At 70.2% G+C, this 24,301-nt stretch carries 19 protein-coding genes; 14 read left to right on the forward strand and 5 right to left on the reverse strand.

The window, feature by feature from the left end; genetic code table 11:
* Window positions 1-8: 8 nt before the first annotated feature.
* The 14 genes from ACIQM0_RS21160 (at window position 9) to recQ (ending at window position 17,907) form a co-directional block, all read left to right on the forward strand.
* Complete coding sequence (locus ACIQM0_RS21160) at window positions 9-563, forward strand: NADH-quinone oxidoreductase subunit B family protein (RefSeq protein WP_024491742.1); 555 nt, start codon at window positions 9-11, stop codon at window positions 561-563.
* Entirely contained in the window at window positions 560-1,273 is a 714-nt protein-coding gene (locus ACIQM0_RS21165) for an NADH-quinone oxidoreductase subunit C (protein ID WP_401288853.1), read from the forward strand. The genes ACIQM0_RS21160 and ACIQM0_RS21165 overlap by 4 nt, the downstream gene beginning before the upstream one ends.
* Complete coding sequence (locus ACIQM0_RS21170) at window positions 1,273-2,595, forward strand: NADH-quinone oxidoreductase subunit D (protein ID WP_123524255.1); 1,323 nt, start codon at window positions 1,273-1,275, stop codon at window positions 2,593-2,595. Before ACIQM0_RS21165 ends, ACIQM0_RS21170 begins: the two co-directional genes overlap by 1 nt.
* A 29-nt stretch (window positions 2,596-2,624) precedes the next feature.
* Window positions 2,625-3,440 carry an NADH-quinone oxidoreductase subunit NuoE gene (gene nuoE / locus ACIQM0_RS21175; protein WP_385349910.1) on the forward strand — a complete coding sequence of 272 codons (816 nt, stop codon included), beginning with the start codon at window positions 2,625-2,627 and terminating at the stop codon, window positions 3,438-3,440.
* Window positions 3,440-4,804 (forward strand): NADH-quinone oxidoreductase subunit NuoF, encoded by a 1,365-nt coding sequence (nuoF, locus tag ACIQM0_RS21180; protein ID WP_363024345.1) that lies wholly within the window; start codon window positions 3,440-3,442, stop codon window positions 4,802-4,804. The genes nuoE and nuoF overlap by 1 nt, the downstream gene beginning before the upstream one ends.
* Entirely contained in the window at window positions 4,801-7,308 is a 2,508-nt protein-coding gene (locus ACIQM0_RS21185; RefSeq protein WP_401288855.1) for an NADH-quinone oxidoreductase subunit G, read from the forward strand. The genes nuoF and ACIQM0_RS21185 overlap by 4 nt, the downstream gene beginning before the upstream one ends.
* Window positions 7,305-8,708 carry an NADH-quinone oxidoreductase subunit NuoH gene (gene nuoH, locus ACIQM0_RS21190; protein WP_363024349.1) on the forward strand — a complete coding sequence of 468 codons (1,404 nt, stop codon included), beginning with the start codon at window positions 7,305-7,307 and terminating at the stop codon, window positions 8,706-8,708. Before ACIQM0_RS21185 ends, nuoH begins: the two co-directional genes overlap by 4 nt.
* Window positions 8,701-9,429, forward strand: coding sequence for an NADH-quinone oxidoreductase subunit NuoI (nuoI, locus tag ACIQM0_RS21195; protein WP_385036968.1), 729 nt, complete (start codon window positions 8,701-8,703; stop codon window positions 9,427-9,429). The genes nuoH and nuoI overlap by 8 nt, the downstream gene beginning before the upstream one ends.
* On the forward strand, window positions 9,426-10,256 hold the full coding sequence (locus ACIQM0_RS21200) for an NADH-quinone oxidoreductase subunit J (protein ID WP_363024351.1): 831 nt from the start codon (window positions 9,426-9,428) through the stop codon (window positions 10,254-10,256). Before nuoI ends, ACIQM0_RS21200 begins: the two co-directional genes overlap by 4 nt.
* Complete coding sequence (gene nuoK, locus ACIQM0_RS21205) at window positions 10,253-10,552, forward strand: NADH-quinone oxidoreductase subunit NuoK (RefSeq protein WP_024493678.1); 300 nt, start codon at window positions 10,253-10,255, stop codon at window positions 10,550-10,552. Before ACIQM0_RS21200 ends, nuoK begins: the two co-directional genes overlap by 4 nt.
* A gap of 15 nt (window positions 10,553-10,567) precedes the next feature.
* Window positions 10,568-12,463 carry an NADH-quinone oxidoreductase subunit L gene (gene nuoL / locus ACIQM0_RS21210; RefSeq protein ID WP_401288859.1) on the forward strand — a complete coding sequence of 632 codons (1,896 nt, stop codon included), beginning with the start codon at window positions 10,568-10,570 and terminating at the stop codon, window positions 12,461-12,463.
* A gap of 4 nt (window positions 12,464-12,467) precedes the next feature.
* On the forward strand, window positions 12,468-14,063 hold the full coding sequence (locus tag ACIQM0_RS21215) for an NADH-quinone oxidoreductase subunit M (RefSeq protein WP_363024355.1): 1,596 nt from the start codon (window positions 12,468-12,470) through the stop codon (window positions 14,061-14,063).
* A complete protein-coding gene (gene nuoN, locus ACIQM0_RS21220; RefSeq protein ID WP_401288861.1) occupies window positions 14,060-15,724 on the forward strand; it encodes an NADH-quinone oxidoreductase subunit NuoN in 1,665 nt (554 codons plus the stop codon). The genes ACIQM0_RS21215 and nuoN overlap by 4 nt, the downstream gene beginning before the upstream one ends.
* 134 nt (window positions 15,725-15,858) lie before the next feature.
* On the forward strand, window positions 15,859-17,907 hold the full coding sequence (gene recQ, locus ACIQM0_RS21225; RefSeq protein WP_401289450.1) for a DNA helicase RecQ: 2,049 nt from the start codon (window positions 15,859-15,861) through the stop codon (window positions 17,905-17,907).
* A gap of 24 nt (window positions 17,908-17,931) precedes the next feature.
* Here the strand turns inward: recQ and ACIQM0_RS21230 are convergent, their stop codons facing one another.
* The 5 genes from ACIQM0_RS21230 to ACIQM0_RS21250 all read right to left on the reverse strand — a co-directional run bounded on the left by ACIQM0_RS21230 (window position 17,932) and on the right by ACIQM0_RS21250 (window position 24,207).
* On the reverse strand, window positions 17,932-18,546 hold the full coding sequence (locus ACIQM0_RS21230) for a Uma2 family endonuclease (protein WP_401288863.1): 615 nt from the start codon (window positions 18,544-18,546) through the stop codon (window positions 17,932-17,934).
* Between the two features lie 131 nt (window positions 18,547-18,677).
* The gene (locus ACIQM0_RS21235) at window positions 18,678-19,328 is read right to left on the reverse strand and encodes a GPP34 family phosphoprotein (protein WP_401288866.1); all 651 of its coding nucleotides are present in this window, start codon (window positions 19,326-19,328) and stop codon (window positions 18,678-18,680) included.
* Window positions 19,325-20,554, reverse strand: coding sequence for a fumarylacetoacetase (gene fahA, locus ACIQM0_RS21240; RefSeq protein ID WP_401288869.1), 1,230 nt, complete (start codon window positions 20,552-20,554; stop codon window positions 19,325-19,327). The genes ACIQM0_RS21235 and fahA overlap by 4 nt, the downstream gene beginning before the upstream one ends.
* Window positions 20,555-20,703: 149 nt before the next feature.
* Window positions 20,704-22,698 carry a CocE/NonD family hydrolase gene (locus ACIQM0_RS21245; protein WP_401288872.1) on the reverse strand — a complete coding sequence of 665 codons (1,995 nt, stop codon included), beginning with the start codon at window positions 22,696-22,698 and terminating at the stop codon, window positions 20,704-20,706.
* Window positions 22,699-22,707: 9 nt separating this feature from the next.
* On the reverse strand, window positions 22,708-24,207 hold the full coding sequence (locus ACIQM0_RS21250; RefSeq protein WP_401288875.1) for a peptide MFS transporter: 1,500 nt from the start codon (window positions 24,205-24,207) through the stop codon (window positions 22,708-22,710).
* Window positions 24,208-24,301 lie beyond the last annotated feature (94 nt).

The raw sequence follows: 24,301 nt of genomic DNA on the forward strand, positions 1-24,301 counted from the left end.
GGCACACCATGGGACTCGAAGAGAAGCTGCCCAGCGGCTTCGTGCTGACCACTGTCGAGCAGGCCGCCGGCTGGGTACGGAAGTCATCCGTATTCCCCGCCACCTTCGGCCTCGCCTGCTGCGCCATCGAGATGATGACGACCGGGGCCGGTCGCTACGACCTGGCCCGGTTCGGGATGGAGGTCTTCCGCGGATCGCCGCGGCAGGCGGACCTGATGATCGTGGCGGGGCGGGTCAGTCAGAAGATGGCGCCCGTCCTGCGGCAGGTCTACGACCAGATGCCGAATCCCAAGTGGGTCATCTCCATGGGGGTTTGCGCGTCATCGGGCGGGATGTTCAATAATTACGCCATTGTTCAGGGTGTTGATCACATTGTCCCGGTTGACATCTATTTGCCGGGTTGCCCGCCGCGTCCCGAGATGCTGATCGACGCGATCCTCAAGCTCCACCAGAAGATCCAGGGCTCCAAGCTCGGGGTCAACGCGGAGGAGGCCGCCCGCGAGGCGGAGGAAGCGGCGCTCAACGCACTGCCCCTGATCGAGATGAAGGGGCTCCTGCGATGAGCGACCAGGAGCAGAACACCAACGGCGTCCCCTCACCGCGCGACGAGCACGGCGAGGTCATCGGCGTACGCAAGGGCATGTTCGGCGCCGGCAACAGCGGCGACACCTCCGGCTACGGCGGGCTCGTCCGCACGGTCACCCTGCCCGGCGCCACCTCGCGCCCGTACGGCGGCTGGTTCGACGAGGTCGCCGACGAGCTCGAAGGGGCCCTGGAGGAACAGGATCTCCTCCCGGCCAACGCCATCGAGAAGACCGTCGTGGACCGTGGCGAGCTGACCTTCCACATCGCCCGGGAGCACCTGCCCACCGTCGCCAGGACCCTGCGCGACGACCCGGCGCTGCGCTTCGAGCTCTGTACGGGGGTGAGCGGCGTCCACTTCCTCGGTGACAAGGGACGCGAGCTGCACGCCGTCTACCACCTGCGCTCCCTCACCCACGGCCGGCTCATCCGGCTGGAGGTGTCCGCGCCGGACAGCGATCCGCACATCCCGTCCCTCGTCGCGGTCTACCCGACCAACGACTGGCACGAGCGCGAGACCTACGACTTCTTCGGGCTCGTCTTCGACGGGCACCCGGCCCTCACTCGGATCATGATGCCGGACGACTGGCAGGGCTTCCCGCAGCGCAAGGACTACCCGCTCGGCGGCATCGCCGTCGAGTACAAGGGCGCCCAGATCCCGGCTCCGGACCAGCGGAGGTCGTACTCCTGATGACCACTCCCCACGCGACACCCCGCGCGACCACCGAGGGGACTGTATATACAGTCACCGGCGGCGACTGGGACGAGGTCGTCCAGTCGGCGGCCGCCTCCGACGACGAGCGCATCATCGTCAACATGGGCCCCCAGCACCCGTCCACCCACGGTGTGCTCCGGCTGATCCTGGAGATCGACGGCGAGACCGTCACCGAGGCCCGCTGCGGCATCGGCTACCTCCACACCGGCATCGAGAAGAACCTCGAGTTCCGGAACTGGACGCAGGGCACCACCTTCGTCACGCGCATGGACTACCTGACGCCGTTCTTCAACGAGACGGCGTACTGCCTGGGGGTGGAGAAGCTCCTCGGCATCGAGGACCAGATCCCCGACCGGGCGACCGTCCTGCGCGTGCTGCTGATGGAGCTCAACCGGATCTCCTCGCACCTGGTGTGCATCGCCACCGGCGGCATGGAGCTCGGCGCCACGACGATCATGATCTACGGCTTCCGCGATCGTGAACTCGTTCTCGACCTCTTCGAGCTGATCACCGGCCTGCGGATGAACCACGCGTTCGTCCGGCCCGGCGGACTCGCCCAGGACCTGCCCCCGGGCGCGGTCGACCACCTGCGCGAGTTCGTGAAGACCATGAAGAAGAACCTGCCGGAGTACGACAAGCTCGCCACCGGCAACCCCATCTTCAAGGCCCGTATGCAGGACGTCGGCTACCTCGACCTGACCGGCTGCATGGCGCTCGGCGCCACCGGTCCCGTCCTGCGCTCCGCCGGCCTCCCGCACGACCTGCGCAAGACCGACCCCTACTGCGGGTACGAGGACTACGAGTTCGACGTCCCCACGGCGGACAGCTGCGACTCCTACGGCCGCTTCCTCATCCGTCTGGAAGAGATGCGCCAGTCGCTGCGGATCGTCGAGCAGTGCATCGACCGGCTCGCCCCCGGCCCGGTCATGGTCGCCGACAAGAAGATCGCCTGGCCCGCGCAGCTCGCGCTCGGACCGGACGGACTCGGCAACTCGCTCGACCACATCAGGAAGATCATGGGCACCTCCATGGAGGCCCTGATCCACCACTTCAAGCTGGTGACCGAGGGCTTCCGGGTCCCGGCCGGGCAGGCGTACACCGCGGTCGAGTCGCCCAAGGGCGAACTCGGCGTGCACGTCGTCTCCGACGGCGGCACCCGCCCCTACCGGGTCCACTTCCGCGACCCGTCCTTCACCAACCTCCAGGCCATGGCGGCGATGTGCGAGGGCGGCCAAGTGGCCGACGTCATCGTCGCCGTCGCGTCCATCGACCCCGTGATGGGAGGCGTCGACCGGTGACCGAAGCACGTAGCGAAGTCAGTCTGGGGATGCCGCAGCTCCCCGCCCCCGCCTACCCGGCCGAGGTGCGCGCCAGGCTCGAAGCGGACGCGAAGGAGGTGATCGCCCGCTACCCCGGCAGCCGCTCCGCGCTGCTGCCGCTGCTGCACCTCGTGCAGTCGGAGGAGGGGTACGTCTCCCGTACGGGCATGGCGTTCTGCGCCGAGCTGCTCGGCCTCACCACCGCCGAGGTCACCGCGGTCGCCACCTTCTACACGATGTACCGGCGCAGGCCGAGCGGCGACTACCAGGTCGGCGTCTGCACCAACACGCTCTGCGCGGTCATGGGCGGCGACGCGATCTTCGACCGGCTCAAGGACCACCTCGGCGTCGGCAACGACGAGACGACCGAGGACGGCAAGGTCACCCTCGAACACATCGAGTGCAACGCGGCCTGCGACTTCGCCCCCGTCGTGATGGTGAACTGGGAGTTCTTCGACAACCAGACGCCCGAGAGCGCGACGCGGCTCGTCGACGACCTGATCGCCGGCCGCACCGTCGAGCCGACCCGCGGCGCCCCGCTGTGCTCGTACAAGGAGACCGCCCGGATACTGGCCGGTTTCCCCGACGAGCGCCCCGGCGCGGTCGAGGCGACCGGCGGAGCCGGCCCCGCGTCGCTGATCGGCCTCAAGCTCGCCAAGGGCGAGGCCACACCGCGGCCCCGCGTCGTGAGCCCGCGCGGCGAAGCCCCGCGCGACGAACCGCACAAGGGCGCCGAGCACCTCAGCTCCCATGACGCACCACAGCAGACCTCGGCATCCGACCCGGACCACCCGGCCGGTCCCGCCGCCGAGGAGGGGGAGTGATGACGTTGGCCGCCGAAATCGACGAGAACGGGACCAGCCCCGAGAAGCTTCTGGCACCGGTCCTGTCCGCCTTCTGGGACGAGCCCGAATCCTGGACCCTGGAGACGTACCGCCGCCACGAGGGGTACGAGGGACTGCGCAAGGCGCTGGCCATGTCGCCGGACGACCTCATCGCGTACGTCAAGGACTCCGGTCTGCGCGGCCGCGGCGGCGCGGGCTTCCCCACCGGGATGAAGTGGCAGTTCATCCCGCAGGGCGACGGCAAACCGCACTACCTGGTGGTCAACGCCGACGAGTCGGAGCCCGGGACCTGCAAGGACATCCCGCTCCTCTTCGCCAACCCGCACAGCCTCATCGAGGGCATCGTGATCGCCTGCTACGCGATCCGCTCCTCGCACGCCTTCATCTACCTGCGCGGCGAAGTCGTCCCCGTACTGCGGCGGTTGCACGAGGCCGTGCGCGAGGCGTACGAGGCGGGCTATCTCGGCAAGGACATCCTGGGCTCCGGACTCGATCTGGAACTCACCGTGCACGCGGGCGCCGGCGCGTACATCTGCGGTGAGGAGACCGCGCTGCTCGACTCGCTCGAAGGACGGCGCGGCCAGCCCCGGCTGCGGCCGCCCTTCCCCGCGGTCGCCGGTCTGTACGCCTGCCCCACCGTGGTGAACAACGTCGAGTCCATCGCCTCGGTTCCCGCGATCCTGAACAAGGGCAAGGACTGGTTCAAGTCCATGGGCAGCGAGAAGTCCCCGGGCTTCACGCTCTACTCGCTCAGCGGACACGTCTCGGGCCCCGGCCAGTACGAGGCCCCGCTCGGCGTCACCCTGCGCCAGCTCCTCGACATCAGCGGCGGGATGCGCCGCGGCCACCGGCTCAAGTTCTGGACCCCGGGCGGCTCCTCCACCCCGATGTTCACCGAGGAGCACCTCGACGTGCCCCTCGACTACGAGGGCGTCGGCGCCGCCGGTTCCATGCTCGGCACCAAGGCGCTCCAGTGCTTCGACGAGACGACCTGCGTCGTGCGGGCCGTCACCCGGTGGACCGAGTTCTACGCCCACGAGTCCTGCGGCAAGTGCACGCCGTGCCGTGAGGGCACCTACTGGCTCGTCCAGCTGCTCCGCGACATCGAGGCCGGCAAGGGACAGATGTCGGACCTCGACAAGCTGAACGACATCGCCGACAACATCAACGGCAAGTCGTTCTGCGCCCTCGGCGACGGCGCCGCCTCACCGATCTTCTCCTCGCTCAAGTACTTCCGCGAGGAGTACGAGCAGCACATCACGGGCAAGGGCTGCCCCTTCGATCCCGCCAAGTCGACCGTCTGGGCCGACGACGAGAACGCTCACCGGGGGGTGAACGCATGACAGTCACCACGAGTGCGCCCTCCGGGGGCGGCGAGGCGGCGCTCCCGCCCGAGGACCTGGTCACGCTGACCATCGACGGCATCGAGATCAGCGTGCCCAAGGGCACCCTGGTCATCCGGGCCGCCGAACTCCTCGGCATCGAGATCCCGCGCTTCTGCGACCACCCGCTCCTCGACCCGGCCGGCGCCTGCCGCCAGTGCATCGTCGAGGTCGAGGGCCAGCGCAAGCCGATGGCGTCCTGCACCATCACCTGCACCGACGGCATGGTCGTCAAGTCGCAGATCACCTCGCCCGTCGCCGACAAGGCACAGCGCGGAGTGATGGAGCTGCTGCTCATCAACCACCCGCTGGACTGCCCGGTCTGCGACAAGGGCGGCGAGTGCCCGCTGCAGAACCAGGCGATGTCGCACGGCGACGCGACCTCCCGCTTCGACGGGAAGAAGCGGACGTACGAGAAGCCCGTCCCGATCTCCACCCAGGTGCTGCTGGACCGTGAGCGGTGCGTGCTCTGCGCCCGCTGCACCCGGTTCTCCAACCAGGTGGCGGGCGACCCGATGATCGAGCTGATCGAGCGCGGCGCGCTCCAGCAGGTCGGCACCGGCGAGGGCGACCCGTTCGAGTCGTACTTCTCCGGCAACACCATCCAGATCTGCCCGGTCGGTGCGCTGACCTCGGCGGCGTACCGGTTCCGCTCCCGCCCCTTCGACCTGGTGTCCTCGCCCTCGGTGTGCGAGCACTGCGCGGGCGGCTGCGCCACCCGCACCGACCACCGGCGCGGCAAGGTCATGCGGCGGCTCGCCTCCAACGACCCCGAGGTCAACGAGGAGTGGCTCTGCGACAAGGGCCGCTTCGGCTTCCGCTACGCGCAGCAGCGCGACCGGCTCACCACTCCGCTGGTACGGGGCGAGTCCGGCGAGCTGGAACCCGCGAGCTGGCCAGAGGCGCTGGAGGCGGCAGCCGCCGGACTCTCCGCCGCACGCGGCCGGGCCGGAGTCCTCACGGGCGGCCGGCTGACCGTCGAGGACGCCTACGCGTACAGCAAGTTCGCCCGGATCGCCCTGGACACCAACGACATCGACTTCCGGGCCCGGGTGCACAGCAGCGAGGAGGGCGACTTCCTGGCCGCCCGCGTCGCCGGGCGCGGACGCGACCTGGACGGCGTGGGAGTCACGTACACCTCGCTGGAGAAGGCGCCGGCCGTGCTGCTGGTCGGCTTCGAGTCAGAGGAGGAGGCGCCCGGCGTCTTCCTGCGGCTGCGCAAGGCCCACCGCAACCACGGACAGCGGACCTTCGCGGTCGCCTCGCACGCCACCCGCGGGCTCACGAAGGCGGGCGGCACGCTGCTGCCCGCCGCCCCCGGCACCGAGACGGAGTGGCTGGACGCCATCGCGGGCGGTGTCGGCCTGGACGGCGACGGCGCGGCCGCGGCAGAGGCGCTGCGCGGTACGGGCGCCCTGATCGTGGTGGGGGAGCGGCTGGCCGGAGTGCCGGGCGGTCCGACCGCCGCGGTACGGGCCGCCACCGCCACCGGCGCCACCCTGGTGTGGATTCCCCGGCGGGCCGGCGAGCGCGGTGCGGTGGAGGCGGGCGCACTCCCGTCGCTGCTGCCCGGCGGCCGCCCGTCCACCGACCCGCGGGCCCGGGACGAGGTGGCGGCCGTCTGGGGCGTCGCCGAACTCCCGTCCCGGTTCGGCCGCGACACCGGCCAGATCATCGAGGCCGCGGCCACCGGCGAACTGGGCGCACTGCTCGTCGCCGGGGTCGAGACCGCGGACCTGCCCGATCCGGAACGGGCCCTGGAGGCCCTGGACCGGGTCGGCTTCCTGGTCTCGCTGGAGCTCCGCCCCAGCGAGGTCACCGACCGCGCCGACGTGGTGTTCCCGGTGGCCGCGGTCGCGGAGAAGTCCGGCACCTTCCTCAACTGGGAGGGCAGGGCGCGGATGTTCGAGGCCGCGCTGAAGCCCGAGCAGATGACCCGGACCCTCGCGCCGGGCGACGCCCGGGTGCTGCACATGCTGGCCGACGCGCTGGATGTCCACTTCGCGCTGCCGGACCTGAAGTCGGTGCGCCGCGAGCTGGACCGCCTCGGCGGCTGGCAGGGCACGCACGCGGACGACCCGCGCGAGTCCGCCCGTCCGCTGCCCAGGCCCGGCGACGGCGAGGCGCTCCTCGCGGGCCACCGGATGCTGCTCGACCTGGGCCGGCTCCAGGAGGGCGATACGGCGCTGGCCGGGACCCGGCACGCCGCGGTCGCCCGGCTCTCCGCCGTCACCGCCGCGGAGACCGGCGTCAAGGACGGCGATCTGCTGGCCGTCAGCGGCCCGGCGGGCAGTGTCGAACTCCCGCTCCAGGTCACCGACATGCCGGACCGGGTGGTCTGGGTGCCGCTGAACTCCGTCGGACGGGGCGTGCCGGGCGATACCGGCGCCCGGCCCGGCGGTCTGGTGCGGATCGGTCCCGCCGCACCGGGTACTCCCGACGTCACACCGGAGGTGCGAGCGTGACTGCCTTCGCTCAACTGGCCGCGGCCCCGCACGGCGCGGTGCTCGCCGCCGAGGACCTGTCGATGTTCGGCACCGACCCCTGGTGGCTGGTCGTCGTCAAGGCGGTCTTCTGCTTCGCGTTCCTGATGGTGACCGTGCTCTTCTCCATCGTGTGGGAGCGCAAGGTCGTCGCCTGGATGCAGCTGCGCATCGGTCCCAACCGGCACGGCCCCTGGGGCATGCTCCAGTCGCTCGCCGACGGCATCAAGCTGATGCTGAAGGAGGACCTGGTCGTCAAGCGGGCGGACAAGGTCGTCTACATCCTCGCCCCGATCGTCGCCGCCGTACCGGCGTTCATGGCGATCGCGGTGATCCCGTTCGGCCCGTCCGGCAACGAGGTCTCGATCTTCGGGCACCGTACGGCGATGCAGCTCACCGACCTCCCGATCGCGATGCTCTACATCCTCGCGGTCGCCTCGGTCGGTATCTACGGCATCGTGCTGGCGGGCTGGTCCTCCGGATCGACGTACCCGCTGCTCGGCGGTCTCCGCTCGTGCGCGCAGATGATCAGCTACGAGATCGCGATGGGCGCCGCGTTCGCCTCGGTGTTCCTCTACTCCGGGTCGATGTCGACCTCGAAGATCGTGGAGGCGCAGCAGGACCGCTGGTTCATCCTGCTGCTGCCGGTCTCGTTCATCATCTACATCATCACGATGGTCGGTGAGACCAACCGCGCCCCGTTCGACATGCCGGAGTCCGAGGGCGACCTGGTCGGCGGCTTCAACACCGAGTACTCGTCGATCAAGTTCGCGATGTTCATGCTCGCCGAGTACGTCAACATGGTCACCGTCTCCGCGGTCTCCATCACCCTGTTCCTGGGCGGCTGGCGGGCCCCGTGGCCGATCAGCACCTTCTGGGAGGGCGCGAACCACGGCTGGTGGCCGATGCTCTGGTTCGTCCTCAAGGTCCAGCTGCTGCTGTTCTTCTTCATCTGGCTGCGCGGCACCCTGCCCCGGGTCCGCTACGACCAGCTGATGAAGCTGGGCTGGAAGGTCCTGATCCCGGTCTCCGTGGTCTGGCTGATGCTGGTCGCCACGGTGCGGGCGCTGCGCAACGAGGGCTACGACTACTCGAAGATCCTGCTCTACGTGGCCGGGGCCGTGATCGCGGTCCTGCTGATCTCCTTCGTCGTCGACATGTTCCGCGACAAGAAGGGCCGGGAGGCCGTGCAGGACGCGGAACCGGAGCCGGCGTTCGACCCGATGGCGGGCGGGTTCCCGGTGCCACCACTGCCCGGACAGACCCTGCCGCCGGTGCCGCGGCGTGCGCCGCGACGTGAGCGGGAGCTCGTTGTCAGTGGTGGCGCGGATACTCAGAGTGACGGAAATCCGAGTGACGGAAAGGAGGCCGACCATGTCTGAACTGCCTGAGTCGCGGGGGTCCGAGAGGCCGCCGAAGGCCACCGGGCCGACGGGGTCGAGCGTGGCTTCCGGGGGTTCGGGGGCCGGCGGGTCCGCCCAGTCCCCGCAGTCCTCGGACGACAAGTTCCAGAATCCGGTGGCCGGCTTCGGCGTGACCTTCAAGGCCATGTTCAAGAAGCGGCTGACCGAGCAGTATCCGGAGACGCCGAAGGTGACGGCGCCGCGCTTCCACGGCCGGCACCAGCTCAACCGCCATCCGGACGGCCTGGAGAAGTGCATCGGCTGCGAGCTGTGCGCCTGGGCCTGTCCGGCGGACGCGATCTACGTCGAGGGCGCGGACAACACCGAAGAGGAGCGCTACTCCCCGGGGGAGCGCTACGGCCGCGTCTACCAGATCAACTACGCGCGCTGCATCCTCTGCGGACTGTGCATCGAGGCCTGCCCGACCAGGGCGCTGACGATGACCAATGAGTTCGAGCTCGCCAACACCACCCGCGAGAGCCTCATCTACACCAAGGACGAGCTGCTCGCGGGCCTGGAGGAAGGCATGGTCGACAGCCCGCACGCGATCTTCCCCGGCACGGACGAACAGGACTACTACCGGGGTCTGGTGACCGAGGTCGCCCCCGGTACGCAGCGCCAGGTCGCCGTCTCCAAGGGCGAGAAGCCGTCCGACGGCGACAGTGCGGGCAACGGCTCGGCGCAGGAGGTGGACGCATGACCGGCCTGGCCGCCGCGGCCTCCCAGACCTCGACCGGCGAGGCCGTCCAGTTCTGGCTGCTCGGCACCGTCGCCGTGATCGGCGCGCTGTCCACCGTCCTGATGAGGAGGGCCGTGCACAGTGCGCTGAGCCTCGCCGGGACCATGATCATCCTGGCGGTCTTCTACCTCGCCAACGGCGCCTACTTCCTGGGCATCGTCCAGGTCGTCGTCTACACCGGCGCGATCATGATGCTGTTCCTCTTCGTGGTCATGCTCGTCGGTGTCACGGCGGCGGACTCGCTGAAGGAGACCCTCAAGGGCCAGCGCTGGCTGGCCGTCGGCTGCGGTCTCGGCTTCGGTGTCCTGCTGATCGCCGGCATCGGCAACGCCTCGCTGCACAGCTTCAACGGGCTCGGCGCCGCCAACGCCGAGCACGGCGGAAACGTGGAGGGGCTCGCCAGCCTCATCTTCACCAAGTACGTCTTCGCCTTCGAGATCACCGGCGCCCTGCTGATCACGGCGACCGTCGGCGCGATGGTGCTCACCCACCGCGAGCGCACCGAACGGGCCAAGACCCAGCGGGAGATGTCCGAGGAGCGCGTCCGCAGCAGCCATCTGCCGCCGCTGCCCGCCCCCGGCGTCTACGCCCGGCACAACGCCGTGGACATCGCCGGACTGCTCCCCGACGGCACGCCGTCCGAACTCACCGTGATGCAGACGCTGCGCAAGCGCGGCCAGATGCGCGATGTCTCCCACGAGTCGCTGGCCGAGCTCAAGGCCCTTGAGCAGCGCTCCGGCGAACGGCTCGGCCGGGACAACACCGAAGAAGAGGAGGTCGCCAAGTGAATCCGGTCAACTACCTCTATCTCGCCGCACTGTTGTTCACCATCGGCGCGTCCGGGGTGCTGATCAGGCGGAACGCGATCGTGGTGTTCATGTGCGTGGAGCTGATGCTCAACGCCTGCAACCTCGCGTTCGTCACCTTCTCCCGCATGCACGGCAACCTCGACGGCCAGATCATCGCGTTCTTCACGATGGTCGTCGCCGCCGCGGAGGTCGTCGTCGGGCTCGCGATCATCGTGTCGCTGTTCCGTTCCCGCCACTCGGCCTCGGTCGACGACGCCAGCCTGATGAAGCTGTAAGGGGAGCTTGGAACCGTGGAGAACCTGATTGCGCTGCTTGTCGCGGCGCCCCTGCTCGGAGCGGCGGTGCTGCTCTGCGGCGGCCGACGCCTTGACCGTGTGGGCCACTGGCTCGGCACCCTGCTCGCCGCCGCCTCCTTCGTCATCGGCGTGGTGCTCTTCCTCGACATGCTGGGGAAGAGCGCCGACGACCGGGCGTTGCACCAGAAGCTGTTCAGCTGGATTCCGGTCGAGGGCTTCCAGGCCGATGTGGCCTTCCAGCTCGACCAGCTGTCGATGACGTTCGTGCTGCTGATCACCGGTGTGGGCACGCTGATCCACATCTACTCGATCGGCTACATGGCGCACGACGAGCGCCGGCGCCGCTTCTTCGGCTATCTGAACCTGTTCCTCGCGGCGATGCTGATCCTGGTCATCGCCGACAACTACCTGCTGCTGTACGTCGGGTGGGAGGGCGTCGGTCTGGCGTCGTACCTGCTCATCGGCTTCTGGCAGCACAAGCCCAGCGCGGCCACCGCCGCGAAGAAGGCCTTCCTGGTCAACCGGGTCGGCGACATGGGCCTGTCGATCGCGATCATGCTGATGTTCACCACGTTCGGCACCTTCGCCTTCGGCCCCGTCCTGGCGGCCACCGACGGGGCGACCGAGGGCAAGCTGACGGCGATCGGCCTGATGCTGCTGCTCGCCGCCTGCGGCAAGTCCGCCCAGGTGCCGCTGCAGTCCTGGCTGGGCGACGCGATGGAGGGCCCGACCCCGGTCTCGGCCCTGATCCACGCCGCCACCATGGTGACCGCGGGCGTCTACCTCATCGTCCGGTCCGGCGCGATCTTCAACGCCGCCCCGGACGCACAGACGGTCGTCGTGGTCGTCGGTGCGGTCACGCTGATCTTCGGCGCGATCGTCGGTTGCGCGAAGGACGACATCAAGAAGGCCCTAGCCGGCTCGACGATGTCGCAGATCGGCTACATGATCCTGGCCGCCGGGCTCGGCCCGATCGGCTACGTCTTCGCGATCATGCACCTGGTGACGCACGGCTTCTTCAAGGCCGGGCTCTTCCTCGGCGCCGGTTCGGTCATGCACGGCATGAACGACGAGGTCGACATGAGGAAGTACGGCGGCCTGCGGAAGTACATGCCGGTCACCTTCATCACCTTCGGCCTCGGCTACCTCGCGATCATCGGCTTCCCCGGACTGTCCGGCTTCTTCTCCAAGGACAAGATCATCGAGGCTGCCTTCGCCAAGGGCGGCACCGAGGGCTGGATCCTCGGCGCGGTCACCCTCCTCGGCGCCGCGATCACCGCGTTCTACATGACGCGCGTGATGCTGATGACGTTCTTCGGCGAGAAGCGCTGGCAGCCCGACGCGGAGGGCCATGAGCCGCATCCGCACGAGTCCCCGAAGTCCATGACCATCCCGATGATCGTCCTGGCGTTCGGATCGGTCTTCGCCGGAGGCTTCTTCTCCATCGGCGACCGCTTCCTGCACTGGCTGGAGCCCGTCACCGGGCACGACCACGGCGACGCCCCGGTCAGCGCGACCACCGTCACCGCCGCCACCATGGTGGTGCTCGTCATCGGTGTCGGCATCGCCTGGATGATGTACGGGCGCAAGCCCGTGCCCGCGGTCGCCCCGCGCGGCTCGCTGCTCACCCGGGCCGCCCGCCGCGATCTCCTCCAGGACGACTTCAACCACGTCGTCCTCGTCCGCGGCGGCGAGCACCTCACCCGCTCCCTGGTCTACGTCGACCACACCCTGGTCGACGGTGTCGTCAACGGCACGGCCGCCTCGATGGGCGGGCTCTCCGGCCGGCTGCGAAAACTGCAGAACGGCTACGCCCGCTCCTACGCGGTCTCGATGTTCGGCGGTACGGCGGTCGTCATTGCCGCGACCCTGCTGATGAGGGCGGTCTGATCACATGTCCTTTCCCCTCCTGACAGCGACGGCGGTGCTCCCGGCGATCGGCGCGATCGCCACCGCCGCCGTCCCGGCCGCGCGGCGCACCGCCGCCAAATGGCTGGCGCTGCTCTTCTCGCTGGGCACCCTGGTGCTCGCGGGTGTCGTGCTCGCCCGCTTCGAACCGGGCGGCAGCCGCTTCCAGCTCACCGAATCGCACGCCTGGATCAAGGACTTCGGCGTCCGGTACGAACTGGGCGTCGACGGCATCGGCGTGGCGCTCATGGCGCTCACCGCCCTGCTCATGCCCTTCATCATCCTGGCGGGCTGGCACGACGCCGACCCCCTGGAAAATCAGAGCCGGCGCTGGCGGCCGACCCAGGGCTTCTTCGCCCTGATGCTGATGACGGAAGCGATGGTGATCCTCTCCTTCGAGGCCACCGACGTCTTCGTCTTCTACATCCTGTTCGAAGCCATGCTCATCCCGATGTACTTCCTCATCGGCGGCTTCGGCGACCGGGCCACCTCCTCCGCGGCAGCCGCCGCGGCGGGCGGCGGCGACGAGAACGCCGCGGCCCAACGCTCCTACGCGGCGGTGAAGTTCCTCCTCTACAACCTGGTCGGCGGCCTCATCATGCTGGCCGCGGTGATCGGGCTCTACACGGTCGCGGGGACGTTCTCGCTCTCCGAGATCGCCGAGGCCCGCGCCAACGGCACGTTCTCCATGGCGACCAGCACCGAGCGCTGGCTCTTCCTCGGGTTCTTCTTCGCCTTCGCGGTGAAGGCCCCGCTGTGGCCGCTGCACACCTGGCTGCCCAACGCCATGGGCGAGGCGACCTCCCCGGTCGCCGTGCTGCTCACCGCGGTCGTCGACAAGGTCGGCACCTTCGCGATGATGCGCTTCTGCCTCCAGCTCTTCCCGGAGGCCAGCAAGTGGGCCACGCCGGTGATCCTGGTCCTGGCGCTGATCAGCATCGTGTACGGGGCGCTGCTCGCCGTCGGCCAGCGCGACATCAAGCGGCTGATCGCCTACGCGTCGATCTCGCACTTCGGCTTCATCGTCCTCGGCATCTTCGCGATGACGAGCCAGGGCCAGTCGGGCGCGACGCTCTACATGATCAACCACGGGATCTCGACGGCCGCGCTGATGCTGGTGGCGGGCTTCCTGATCACCCGGCGCGGCTCGCGGCTCATCGCCGACTACGGCGGAGTGCAGAAGGTGGCGCCGATCCTGGCCGGCACCTTCCTGATCGGCGGTCTGGCCACCCTGTCGCTGCCGGGGCTCGCCCCGTTCGTCAGTGAGTTCCTGGTCCTGGTCGGCGTGTTCTCCGCGTATCCGGTGGTCGGCATCATCGCCACCACCGGCATCGTGCTCGCCGCGATCTACGTCCTCGTCCTGTACCAGCGGACGATGACGGGACCGGTCAAGGCCGAGGTCCAGGGCATGGCGGACCTCAAGGTCCGTGAGCTGGTGGTGGTCGTCCCGCTGATCGCACTGCTGATCTTCCTGGGCGTCTACCCGAAGCCGCTGACGGACATCGTCAACCCGGCGGTGCAGCACACCATGTCGGACGTACAGAAGAAGGACCCCCAGCCCGAGGTGGAGGCCGCCAAGTGAGCGCAACAGCTGTCCACAGCCTGTGGACAATGGCGGGCGGGGTGACATCGGCCGCCCCTGACGAGAAGTTCAAGGCGCCGGTCATCGAGTACGCCCAGCTGACCCCGGTCCTGATCGTGATCGGAGTCGCCGTCCTCGGCGTGCTCGTCGAGGCCTTCGTGCCGCGCCGGGCCCGCTACCACACGCAGGTCTTCCTCACGGTCGTCGCCCTGGTCGCCGCGTTCGCCGCGGTGGTCGGTCTGGCGGCCGGCGGATACGGTACGACAAAGGCGCACATCGCCGCGATGGGGGCCGTCGCCATCGACGGGCCGGCCCTGTTCCTCCAGGGCACCATCCTGCTGACGTCGCTGGTCGCCGTCTTCACCTTCGCCGAGCGGCGGCTCGATCCCGCGTCGCACGGCAACCACGTCGACTCGTTCGCCGCGCAGGCCGCCTCTGTCCCCGGCAGCGACAGCGAGAAGGCCGCGGTCAAGGCCGGGTTCACCACCACCGAGGTCTTCCCGCTGATCCTCTTCTCGGTGGCGGGCATGCTGGTCTTCCCCGCCGCCAACGATCTGCTGACGCTCTTCGTGGCCCTGGAGGTCTTCTCGCTCCCGCTCTACCTCCTCTGCGCCGTCGCCCGCCGCAAGCGGCTGATGTCGCAGGAGGCCGCGGTGAAGTACTTCCTGCTCGGCGCCTTCTCCTCGGCGTTCCTGCTCTTCGGGATCGCCCTGCTCTACGGGTACGCGGGCTCCGTCTCGTACGCCAGGATCGCCTCCGTCGTGGACGGCTCCATCCAGCAGATCGACCCGGCGCTCGCGGACACCATGGGCAACGACGCGCTGCTGCTCATCGGCGGCGCGATGATCCTGACCGGCCTGCTCTTCAAGGTCGGCGCCGTCCCCTTCCACATGTGGACCCCGGACGTCTACCAGGGCGCCCCGACCCCGGTCACCGGCTTCATGGCCGCGGCCACGAAGGTCGCCGCGTTCGGCGCGCTGCTGCGCCTGCTGTACGTGGTGCTGCCGGGCCTCACCTGGGACCTGCGGCCGGTCATGTGGGGCGTCGCGATCGTCACGATGCTGGGCGGCGCGATCGTCGCCATCACCCAGACCGACATCAAGCGGCTGCTGGCCTACTCCTCGATCGCGCACGCCGGCTTCATCCTGGCCGGTGTCATCGCGGCCACGCCGGAGGGCATCTCCTCGGTCCTCTTCTACCTGGCCACGTACTCCTTCGTGACGGTCGGCGCCTTCGCCGTCGTCACGCTGGTGCGCGACGCGGGCGGCGAGGCGACGCACCTGTCGAAGTGGGCCGGGCTCGGCCGTCGCTCGCCGCTGGTCGCCGCGGTCTTCGCGGTGTTCCTGCTGGCCTTCGCCGGTATCCCGCTCACCTCGGGGTTCTCCGGAAAGTTCGCGGTGTTCAAGGCCGCGGCGGACGGGGGCGCCGGCGGACTGGTCGTCGTCGGTGTGATCTCCTCGGCGATCGCCGCGTTCTTCTACATCCGGGTCATCGTGCTGATGTTCTTCAGCGAGCCGAAGGCGGACGGCCCCACGGTCGCCGTCCCGTCCCCGCTGACGATGACCACGATCGCGGTCGGTGTCGCGGTCACGCTGGTGCTGGGCCTGGCCCCGCAGTACTTCCTGGACCTGGCGAGCCAGGCGGGAGTCTTCGTGCGGTAGGGCGAAGGGGCACCACCGCTGGAACAGCGCCGGACGGGCTTGTGAGTCAAGCCCGTCCGGCGCTGTCGTAGCCGGCGCCTATCGTGGCAGGGGAGAACAGGGACGGAACGGGCCGGATGCCGGGGGACAGAGCGATGAGCGGGACGGGCGTAACAGGCGTGACAGATGTGACCGTGGATGTGACCGAGAGCGATGCGCGGCAGACGCTCCACCGGGTTTTCGGGTACGAGACGTTCCGGGGCGAGCAGGAAGCGGTCGTCGACCATGTGGTGGCCGGCGGGGACGCCGTCGTGCTCATGCCGACCGGTGGCGGCAAGTCGCTCTGCTACCAGATCCCGTCCCTGGTCAGGTCCGGTACGGGCATCGTCATCTCGCCGCTGATCGCGCTGATGCAGGACCAGGTGGATGCCCTGCGGGCGCTGGGCGTGCGGGCCGGATTCGTCAACTCCACGCAGGACCTCGACGAGCGCCGCTCGATGGAGGCCCAGTTCGTCGCGGGCGAGCTCGACCTGCTGTACCTGGCCCCGGAGCGGCTCCGGCTGGAGTCCACCCTCGGCCTGCTCTCGCGCGGCGAGATCTCCGTCTTCGCCATCGACGAGGCGCACTGCGTCGCCCAGTGGGGCCACGACTTCCGGCCCGACTACCTGGCCCTGTCCGTGCTGGGCGAGCGCTGGCCCGACGTACCGCGCATCGCGCTGACGGCGACGGCGACCGCGGCCACGCACCAGGAGATCACCCAGCGCCTGGGCATGCCCGACGCCAAGCACTTCGTGGCAGGCTTCGACCGGCCCAACATCCAGTACCGCATCGTGCCCAAGGCCGACCCGAAGAAGCAGCTGCTGTCCTTCCTCCAGGAGGAGCACGCCGGGGACGCGGGCATCGTCTACTGCCTCTCGCGCAACTCCACCGAGAAGACCGCCGAGTACCTCTGCCGCAACGGCATCGAGGCCGTCCCGTACCACGCGGGTCTGGACGCCGGCGTCCGCGCGCGCCACCAGTCCCGCTTCCTGCGCGAGGAGGGCCTGGTCGTCGTCGCGACGATCGCCTTCGGCATGGGCATCGACAAGCCGGACGTGCGCTTCGTCGCCCACCTCGACCTGCCGAAGTCCGTCGAGGGGTACTACCAGGAGACCGGCCGGGCCGGCCGTGACGGCGCCCCCTCCACGGCCTGGATGGCCTACGGACTCCAGGACGTCGTCCAGCAGCGCAAGCTCATCCAGGGCGGCGAGGGCGACGAGGCCTTCCGCCGCCGGGCCGCCTCGCACCTGGACTCCATGCTGGCCCTGTGCGAGACCGTGCAGTGCCGGCGGGCGCAGCTGCTGAAGTACTTCGGCCAGGAGCCCACCACGGCCTCCTGCGGCAACTGCGACACCTGCCTGGCCCCGCCCGAGACGTGGGACGGCACGGTGGTCGCCCAGAAGCTGCTGTCCACGGTGGTACGGCTGAAGCGGGAGCGCGGGCAGAAGTTCGGCGCGGGCCAGATCATCGACATCCTGCTGGGCCGCAAGACGGCGAAGATCATCCAGTTCGACCACGACCAGCTCTCGGTGTTCGGCATCGGCGAGGAGCTGGCCGAGGCGGAGTGGCGCGGCGTGGTCCGGCAGCTGCTGGCCCATGGCCTGCTCGCCGTCGAGGGCGAGTACGGCACGCTGGTTCTCACGGAGGAGAGCGGCTCGGTCCTCGGCCGGGAGCGCGAGGTGCTGCTGCGCAAGGAGGCCGCGAAGCCCGCGTCGCGCTCCTCGAAGGGCGACCGGAAGGCGAAGTCCTCTGCGGCGGTCGCCGAGCTGCCGGAGCAGGCGGTGCCGGTCTTCGAGGCACTGCGCGCCTGGCGCGGCGCCCAGGCGAAGGAGCTGGGCCTCCCGGCCTACGTGATCTTCCACGACGCGACGCTGCGCGAGATCGCGACGCTGCGTCCGGGCTCGACCGCCGAGCTCGGCGGCATCAGCGGCCTGGGCGAGAAGAAGCTCGCGACGTACGGGGACGGGGTGCTGGAGGTCCTGGCATCGTTCGGCGACGCACCCGCGGAGCCCCCGGCCCCGGCACAGCCCCCGGCTCCGGCCTCGGCCCCGCAAGCGGTCCCCGCTCCGGCGGCCGTGCCCGCACCTGCCGCACCGCCCCGCCCCACCGTCCGGGACGCCGATCCGGAGTTCGGCTGGGACGAGGAGCCGCCGGAGTTCGACTGAGCCGGGGCGCCGGGTACGGCGGACCTACCGCGGGTCCGCCGCGGTTCCCCGGCGGCGCGGGGTGATGGCGGTGAGGTCGAGGTCGACCGGGAAGGGCACGGACACCTTCATCCGGTCGTGGAAGATGCCGGTGGAGGTGTAGGCCCCGGTGGCCGGCTCTAGCTCGAAGACGTAGACCACGGCACGGCCGTCGTGGTTCTCCACCCGCCAGAAGTGCGGGATCTTCACCCGGGCGTACTTCACGGGCTTGGTCTCCCGGTCGCGCGTGACGGACTCCTCGGACACGACCTCGATCGCGAGCAGCACGCTGCTCGCGGGGAGCCGTGTCTGCCGCAGGCTCTCGACCGCGTCCGCGCGGACGACGACCACGTCGGGTTCGGGCCGGTTCCCACGGTCGATGTCGATCGTGAACCGGGACACGACCTCCAGACAGGGCGGCGCCGAGGACTGCAGCCACCGGCTGAACTCGCTGACGGCCCGCGCATGGAAGACGGTCTGAGGAACCGCGAAAACCAGGCTGCTGTCGATCAGCTCCGTGTGCGGAGGCAGATCCGGAAGCGTGTCCAGGTCATCGGAGGTCCATCCGCCCTCGGGCGGAACCGGCCACCGTGGCTCGGCGGGCGGGGGCTCGGCGCTCATCGGTACTCGCATACGAAGGAGTCTCGTGTTCCGGCCGGCCCGTACGCCGGCAACAGGAACCAGGACACCCCCACGCGTGAGCGGGGCACGTGCCGTTGACCGTCGTCCCCAGGCCGCCCGCCCTCCAGGGCCTACCCCCCGCCCCCCGACTGGTTCGACCTGTCGCGGCGGACGTTGCGGTGCACCGCGTGGGCCGGCCACTGTTCGCGGATCAGGTGGCGCATCGCGGCGCGGCCGGCCCGGTCCGTGCCGATGAAGCGGGACAGGCCCGCCGCCGAGACGAGCGCGGCGAGTGCCCGGCTCCGGGGGTCGGGGAAGCCCGCCCGCTCGGCGGTGGCGAAGCGGTGGCGGGCCTGCGCGGCCAGGTCCTTCGCCACCACCGGGTGGCGGTGGTACGGCAGCAGGCCGAGGAACCGGTGGGTCTCCCGGCGCAGGACGCCGCGCTGCACGAGGGCGTCCAGGTACAGCCCCGCCACCTGCCGGCCCGCCTGCCGCACCAAGCGCGTGGCCGATACGCCCGAGCCGCGCCGGCCCTTGCCGGGGGCCGGCAGGCTCCGGGTCAGCGTGGCGAGCAGCGGGTCCGGCGGCTCCAGTGGTTCGACCAGCCGGGCCTGCCCGCGCTCCTCGGTGATCCACCCCTGGAGCTCCAGCTCGGCCAGGGCCGCCCCGGCCATCGCGTACTCCAGGAAGCGGTTGCGGCAGTACGGTCTGCCGCGCTGCGGCTCCAGCGCGAGCAGCAGCAGTTCCTCGGGCAGCGTCGGCTCGGGCGGTGGCGGGATCATGGCGCGGAGACGATCCGGCCGGTCACGTCGCCGAGACCGACCCGGGTGCCGTCCGGTCCCGGTGCCCAGGCCGTCAGCGTCACCGTGTCGCCGTCCTCCAGGAACGTCCGCTTGCCCTCGGGGAGTTCGAGGGGGTCGCGGCCGTTCCAGGTGAGTTCGAGCAGCGAGCCGCGCTGGGCCGGCTCCGCGCCGCTGACGGTGCCGGAGCCGTACAGGTCACCGGTCCGCAGCGAGGCGCCGTTGACCGTCATCTGCGCCAGTTGCTGGGCGGCCGTCCAGTACATGGTGGAGAACGGCGGCTCCGCGACGACCTGGCCGTTGATCGCGACGGAGAGCCGCAGGTCGAATCCGCCGGGCTCCTCGTCGTCCGCGTCGTCCAGGTAGGGCAGCAGGGGGAAGTCGCGGGCCGGCGGGGCGGTGCGCGCGGCGTCCAGGGCCTCCAGCGGCGTCACCCACGCCGATACGGACGTGGCGAACGACTTGCCGAGGAAGGGGCCCAACGGGACGTACTCCCACGCCTGGATGTCCCGCGCCGACCAGTCGTTGAGCAGCGAGAGCCCGAAGACGTGCTCGCGGAAGTCGGCGAGGGCGACGGACCGGCCCTGCTCCGAGCCGACGCCGACGACGAAGCCGACCTCGGCCTCGATGTCCAGCTTCACGGACGGGCCGAAGACGGGCGCCGGGTCCGCGGGGGCCTTGCGCTGGCCGGAGGGGCGCGCCACGTCCGTACCGGAGACCACGACGGTGCCCGCGCGGCCGTGGTAACCGATCGGCAGGTGCTTCCAGTTGGGGGTGAGCGCGTCGCCGTCCGGGCGGAAGATCCGGCCGACGTTGGTGGCGTGGTGCTCGCTGGCGTAGAAGTCGACGTAGTCCGCCACCCGGTAGGGCAGATGGAGCGTCACGGAGTCCACCGGGTGCAGCAGCGGCTCTATGTCCGCGCGGTGGGCCGGGACCGTCACCCACGCGGTCAGCGCCCGGCGGACATCGCTCCAGGCGGTGCGGCCGGCCGCGAGCAGCGGCATCAGGTCGGGCTGGGCCAGCAGCTGCGCGTAGGGCGAGCCGAGGGCCAGCGCCGCCGCGCCGGCGTCCAGCACATGGCCGCCGATGCGGACGCCGACGCGTCGTTCTCCGGGCCGGTCGGGCGCGGAGAAGACACCGTACGGAAGGTTGTGCGGACCGAAGGGGTCGCCCTCGGCCAGATCGAGCGGGCTGCTCTGCTCGGGCATCTGTTGCTGCCTCGCTTTCCAGGTCGCTTGGGGGACACGTTACGTCGGGGGTGTCACCCGGCGGCAGAGCCCCAACTACCCCCCTATGCCCGGAAAGTGCCGCTGTATCCCCGCGCATCCGGAGGAACGCGGGGACACGGCGGAACGGTTCACCCGGCCGTGCGCGGGATCCGCTTCTCCCAGGTCCGGTGGAAGACGACCTCGCCGCCGTCCTTGCAGACCACCTCGTTGGAGGTGAGGAAGTGGGTCGCGTCGGCCGTGATCTCGGAGTGCGTCTCGATCAGCGCGTCCCAGGCCATCTCCGGCCGGTGCAGCCGGACCGTCCAGTCGGAACGGGTGCGCGCGGAGAGCGGGTCGCTCTCCTGGATCGTGTACGTCTCGACGGCGTCCTCGGTGAATTCGAGGCCGTCGGGGTAGACCCGGGTGCCGCCGTAGCGCGGGTCCACCTCCATCCGCCACTCGCCCTTGGCGACATCGCGGATCACCAGCCGCTCGGGGCGCTGTTCGTCGAGCGTGGCCGGGTGGACGACGCCGAGCGGCTCCGACTGCTCCGGCTCCTCGAAGTGGATCGCGGGGTCCTCGGTGTGCCGGCGCACCGGCAGTTCGACGAGGCTGCCCCCGGCGTCCAGGGTGAAGCCCTTCGAGCCGGCCTGCGGCCAGATCCAGGGCCAGTACGAGGAGGAGACCGCGAGCCTGATCCGGTGGCCGGGCGGGAAGGTGTGCCCGATGCCGTTCAGCTCGAACGTCACGTCCTCGGTCGCCCCCACCGGCCAGTCCTCTGCGCGGTCCCGGCCGTGCCGGGTGGCGAGGTTGAGGACGCCGCGGGTGACGAGCGTGGAGGAGCCGTCGGGGGCGACGTCGCAGAGCCGGGCGACGGCCTGGCCGCGCGGTACGTCCATCCGGATGCGCAGCCGCACCCGGGGGCGGCCGAGGATCTCGATCGGCGCGTCCTCGACCGGGAACTCGAAGCACACCGACTTGGCGTCCTCGTCGCGCTGGTCGGGCGGCAGGTCGGCGTCGTTGCCGAACGGGAAGAACCGGCCCGCGTCCACCCCGGTCTGCTGCGGCGAGTCGACGATCTGGGGTCCGCCCTTGAGGGCGTACGCGACCGGCGCGACGTTCTCCGAGGGCCAGCCGGTGTCCCCGACCCAGCGGCCGGGCAGCGTCTCGTACACCGTGGCGGGCCGGTGCGACTCGCTGATCCAGGACCGCAGCAGCGGCTCCGCCATGACGCCGGTGTCCTTCTCCTTCAGGTGCTGGTCCCACCAGCGCAGCGTCTCCTGGAGGAAGCCGATGCCGGGCCCCGGCGGCAGACCGCGGTCGGGGTACTGGTGCGACCAGGGCCCGATCAGCCCGCGGACCTTCGCCGGGTCCAGGTGCTCGACGAGCCGGAGCACGGTGTCGCGGTACGGGTCGTGCCAGCCGCCGACCGCGAGGACGTTCGCCTTGATGGCGGAGTAGTCCTCGCAGACGCTGCCGTGCTTCCAGTAGGCGTCGCGGGTCTGGTGGGCCAGCCAGGTGTGGATGAAGGGGTCGACCGCTTCGAGCCGCTCCAGCCACATGTCCTTCCACCCGGCGCCGACCTGGGCCGGGTCGGGCGGCCGGCAGACGAAGGCCAGCATCGTGGCGGCCCAGGCGTGCATGTCCACGGCGAGGACCGAGCCGCCCATGTAGTGGACGTCGTTGTCGTAGCGGTCGTCCGCCGAGCACACGGTGACGATCGCCTTCAGGGGCTCGGGCGCGAGCGCGGCGATCTGGAGGGAGTTGAAGCCTCCCCAGGAGATGCCGAACATGCCGACCCGGCCCGAGCACCACTCCTGCTGGGCCAGCCAGTGGATGACGGCGACGCCGTCCGCGAGCTCGGTCGCGTCGTACTCGTCGCCCGGCAGCCCCTCGCTGTTGCCGTGGCCGCGCACGTCGACGCGTACCGAGGCGTAGCCGTGGCCCGCGTACCAGGGGTGGCGCTGGGCGTCGCGCGGCGCCGTCCAGTCGCTGAGCCGGTAGGGCAGGTACTCCAGCAGGGCGGGCACCGGCTCGTCGGTGACCGGCCGCCAGATCCGGGCGTAGAGCCGGGTCCCGTCCGGCAGTGGGATCCGGATGTCCTCGTGGGTCGTCGCGTAGGGGAATTCGGTGCGGATGCGCATGGGGGTACCTCAGTGGACGGGGTGCATGGTGCGCTTGAGCCAGGGGCCGGCGGCGACGACGGCCACACCGGCCACCACCGCGATAGCGCCATTGACACCGAAGTAGGCGGGGTTGGAGACCTCGCCGTACAGCTTCACGATCTGGGCCTGGATTCCGTTGGCGAGGGCCAGTGAGAGGAACCAGAGCGCCATCGTCTGGCTGGCGAACGCCTTGGGGGCGAGCTTCGTGGTCGCGGACATGCCGGAGGTCTCCAGCAGGATGTCGCCGAGCCCGAGCAGCAGGTACGAGCCGACGATCCACCAGGCGGCCATCTTGTAGGTGTCGTCGGAGTGCCCGGAGGTCGGCAGGACCATCAGGAGGAACGAGAGCCCGCCGAGGATCACGCCGATCGCGATCTTGTTGGACGCGTGCGGCTGGCGCGGGCCCATCCTCGCCCAGACGGCGGCGACCACCGGAGCGAGCGCCACCTCGAACGCGCCGAGCGCGGAGGCGTACCAGCTGGCCGGGAAGTGGAAGCCGAAGATCTCCGTGCGGGCGTTGGTCGACGCCAGCAGCATCATCGTCGAGTACGCCTGGAAGAGGATGAAGTTGAAGACGACGGAGGCCAGGAACAGCACCACGTACGGGCGCAGCCTGCCGCGCTCCTCGGCGCTGACCCGGGGGCTCCTGAACATCACCACGAAGTACACGACCGGTGCGATCACCGAGATGAGGGTGAGCAGGTCGACGAAGCGGTCCATGGTCAGCCAGCCCGCCAGCGCCAGTGCGGTGGCGAGCGCGGCGAACACGAGGACGCCGACGACGATGAGCCGGACGGCCCGGCGCATCGGTGCGGGGGCCAGGGGGAATTCGGCGGTGTTCTTGCGCCCGGCCAGGTGACGCCGGCCCAGTACGTACTGGATCAGGCCGAGCGTCATACCGAAGGCGGCGGCCGAGAAGCCCCAGTGCCAGCCGGCGTGGTCACCGAGCCAGCCGGTGATCAGCGGGCCGAGGAACGCGCCGATGTTGATGCCCATGTAGTAGAGGGCGAAGCCGGCGTCGCGGCGCTCGTCGTCGGTGCGGTAGAGCTTGCCGACCATGGTGGCCACATTGGGCTTGAGCAGGCCCGTTCCGGCACTGATCAGGCCGAGGCCGACCCAGGTCATGGCGTCGGTGGGCACCGCCATGGCGTAATGGCCGATGGCGATGAGGATGCCGCCGTACAGGACGGCGCGGTACGAGCCGAGGATCCGGTCGGCCAGCCAGCCGCCGGCCACGGAGACCAGGTAGACGAGGGTGCCGTAGGCGGCGGAGACGGACGCGGCGGTACCCGCCTCCATCCCCATGCCGCCGTTGGCGACGGTGTCGGCGAAGTAGAGGACCAGGATCGCCTGCATGCCGAGGAACGAGAACCGCTCCCAGACCTCCAGGCCGGACAGGGTCATCAGACCCCGTGGCTGGCCGAAGAAGGCGTGGTCGTCACCGGGCGGGGGCTGGGCGGGTTCGGTGTCGGTGGCGGTGTGGGACAAAGGGACAACTCCTGATCGTATGAGCTGATCCCGAACATACCGGCGGTGGCGGGAAGGCGCCCACGGTGATCCAAAGGGGACCGGATACGCTGAC

It is taken from the genome of Streptomyces sp. NPDC091387, assembly GCF_044756945.1.
Taxonomy (GTDB): Bacteria; Actinomycetota; Actinomycetes; order Streptomycetales; family Streptomycetaceae; genus Streptomyces.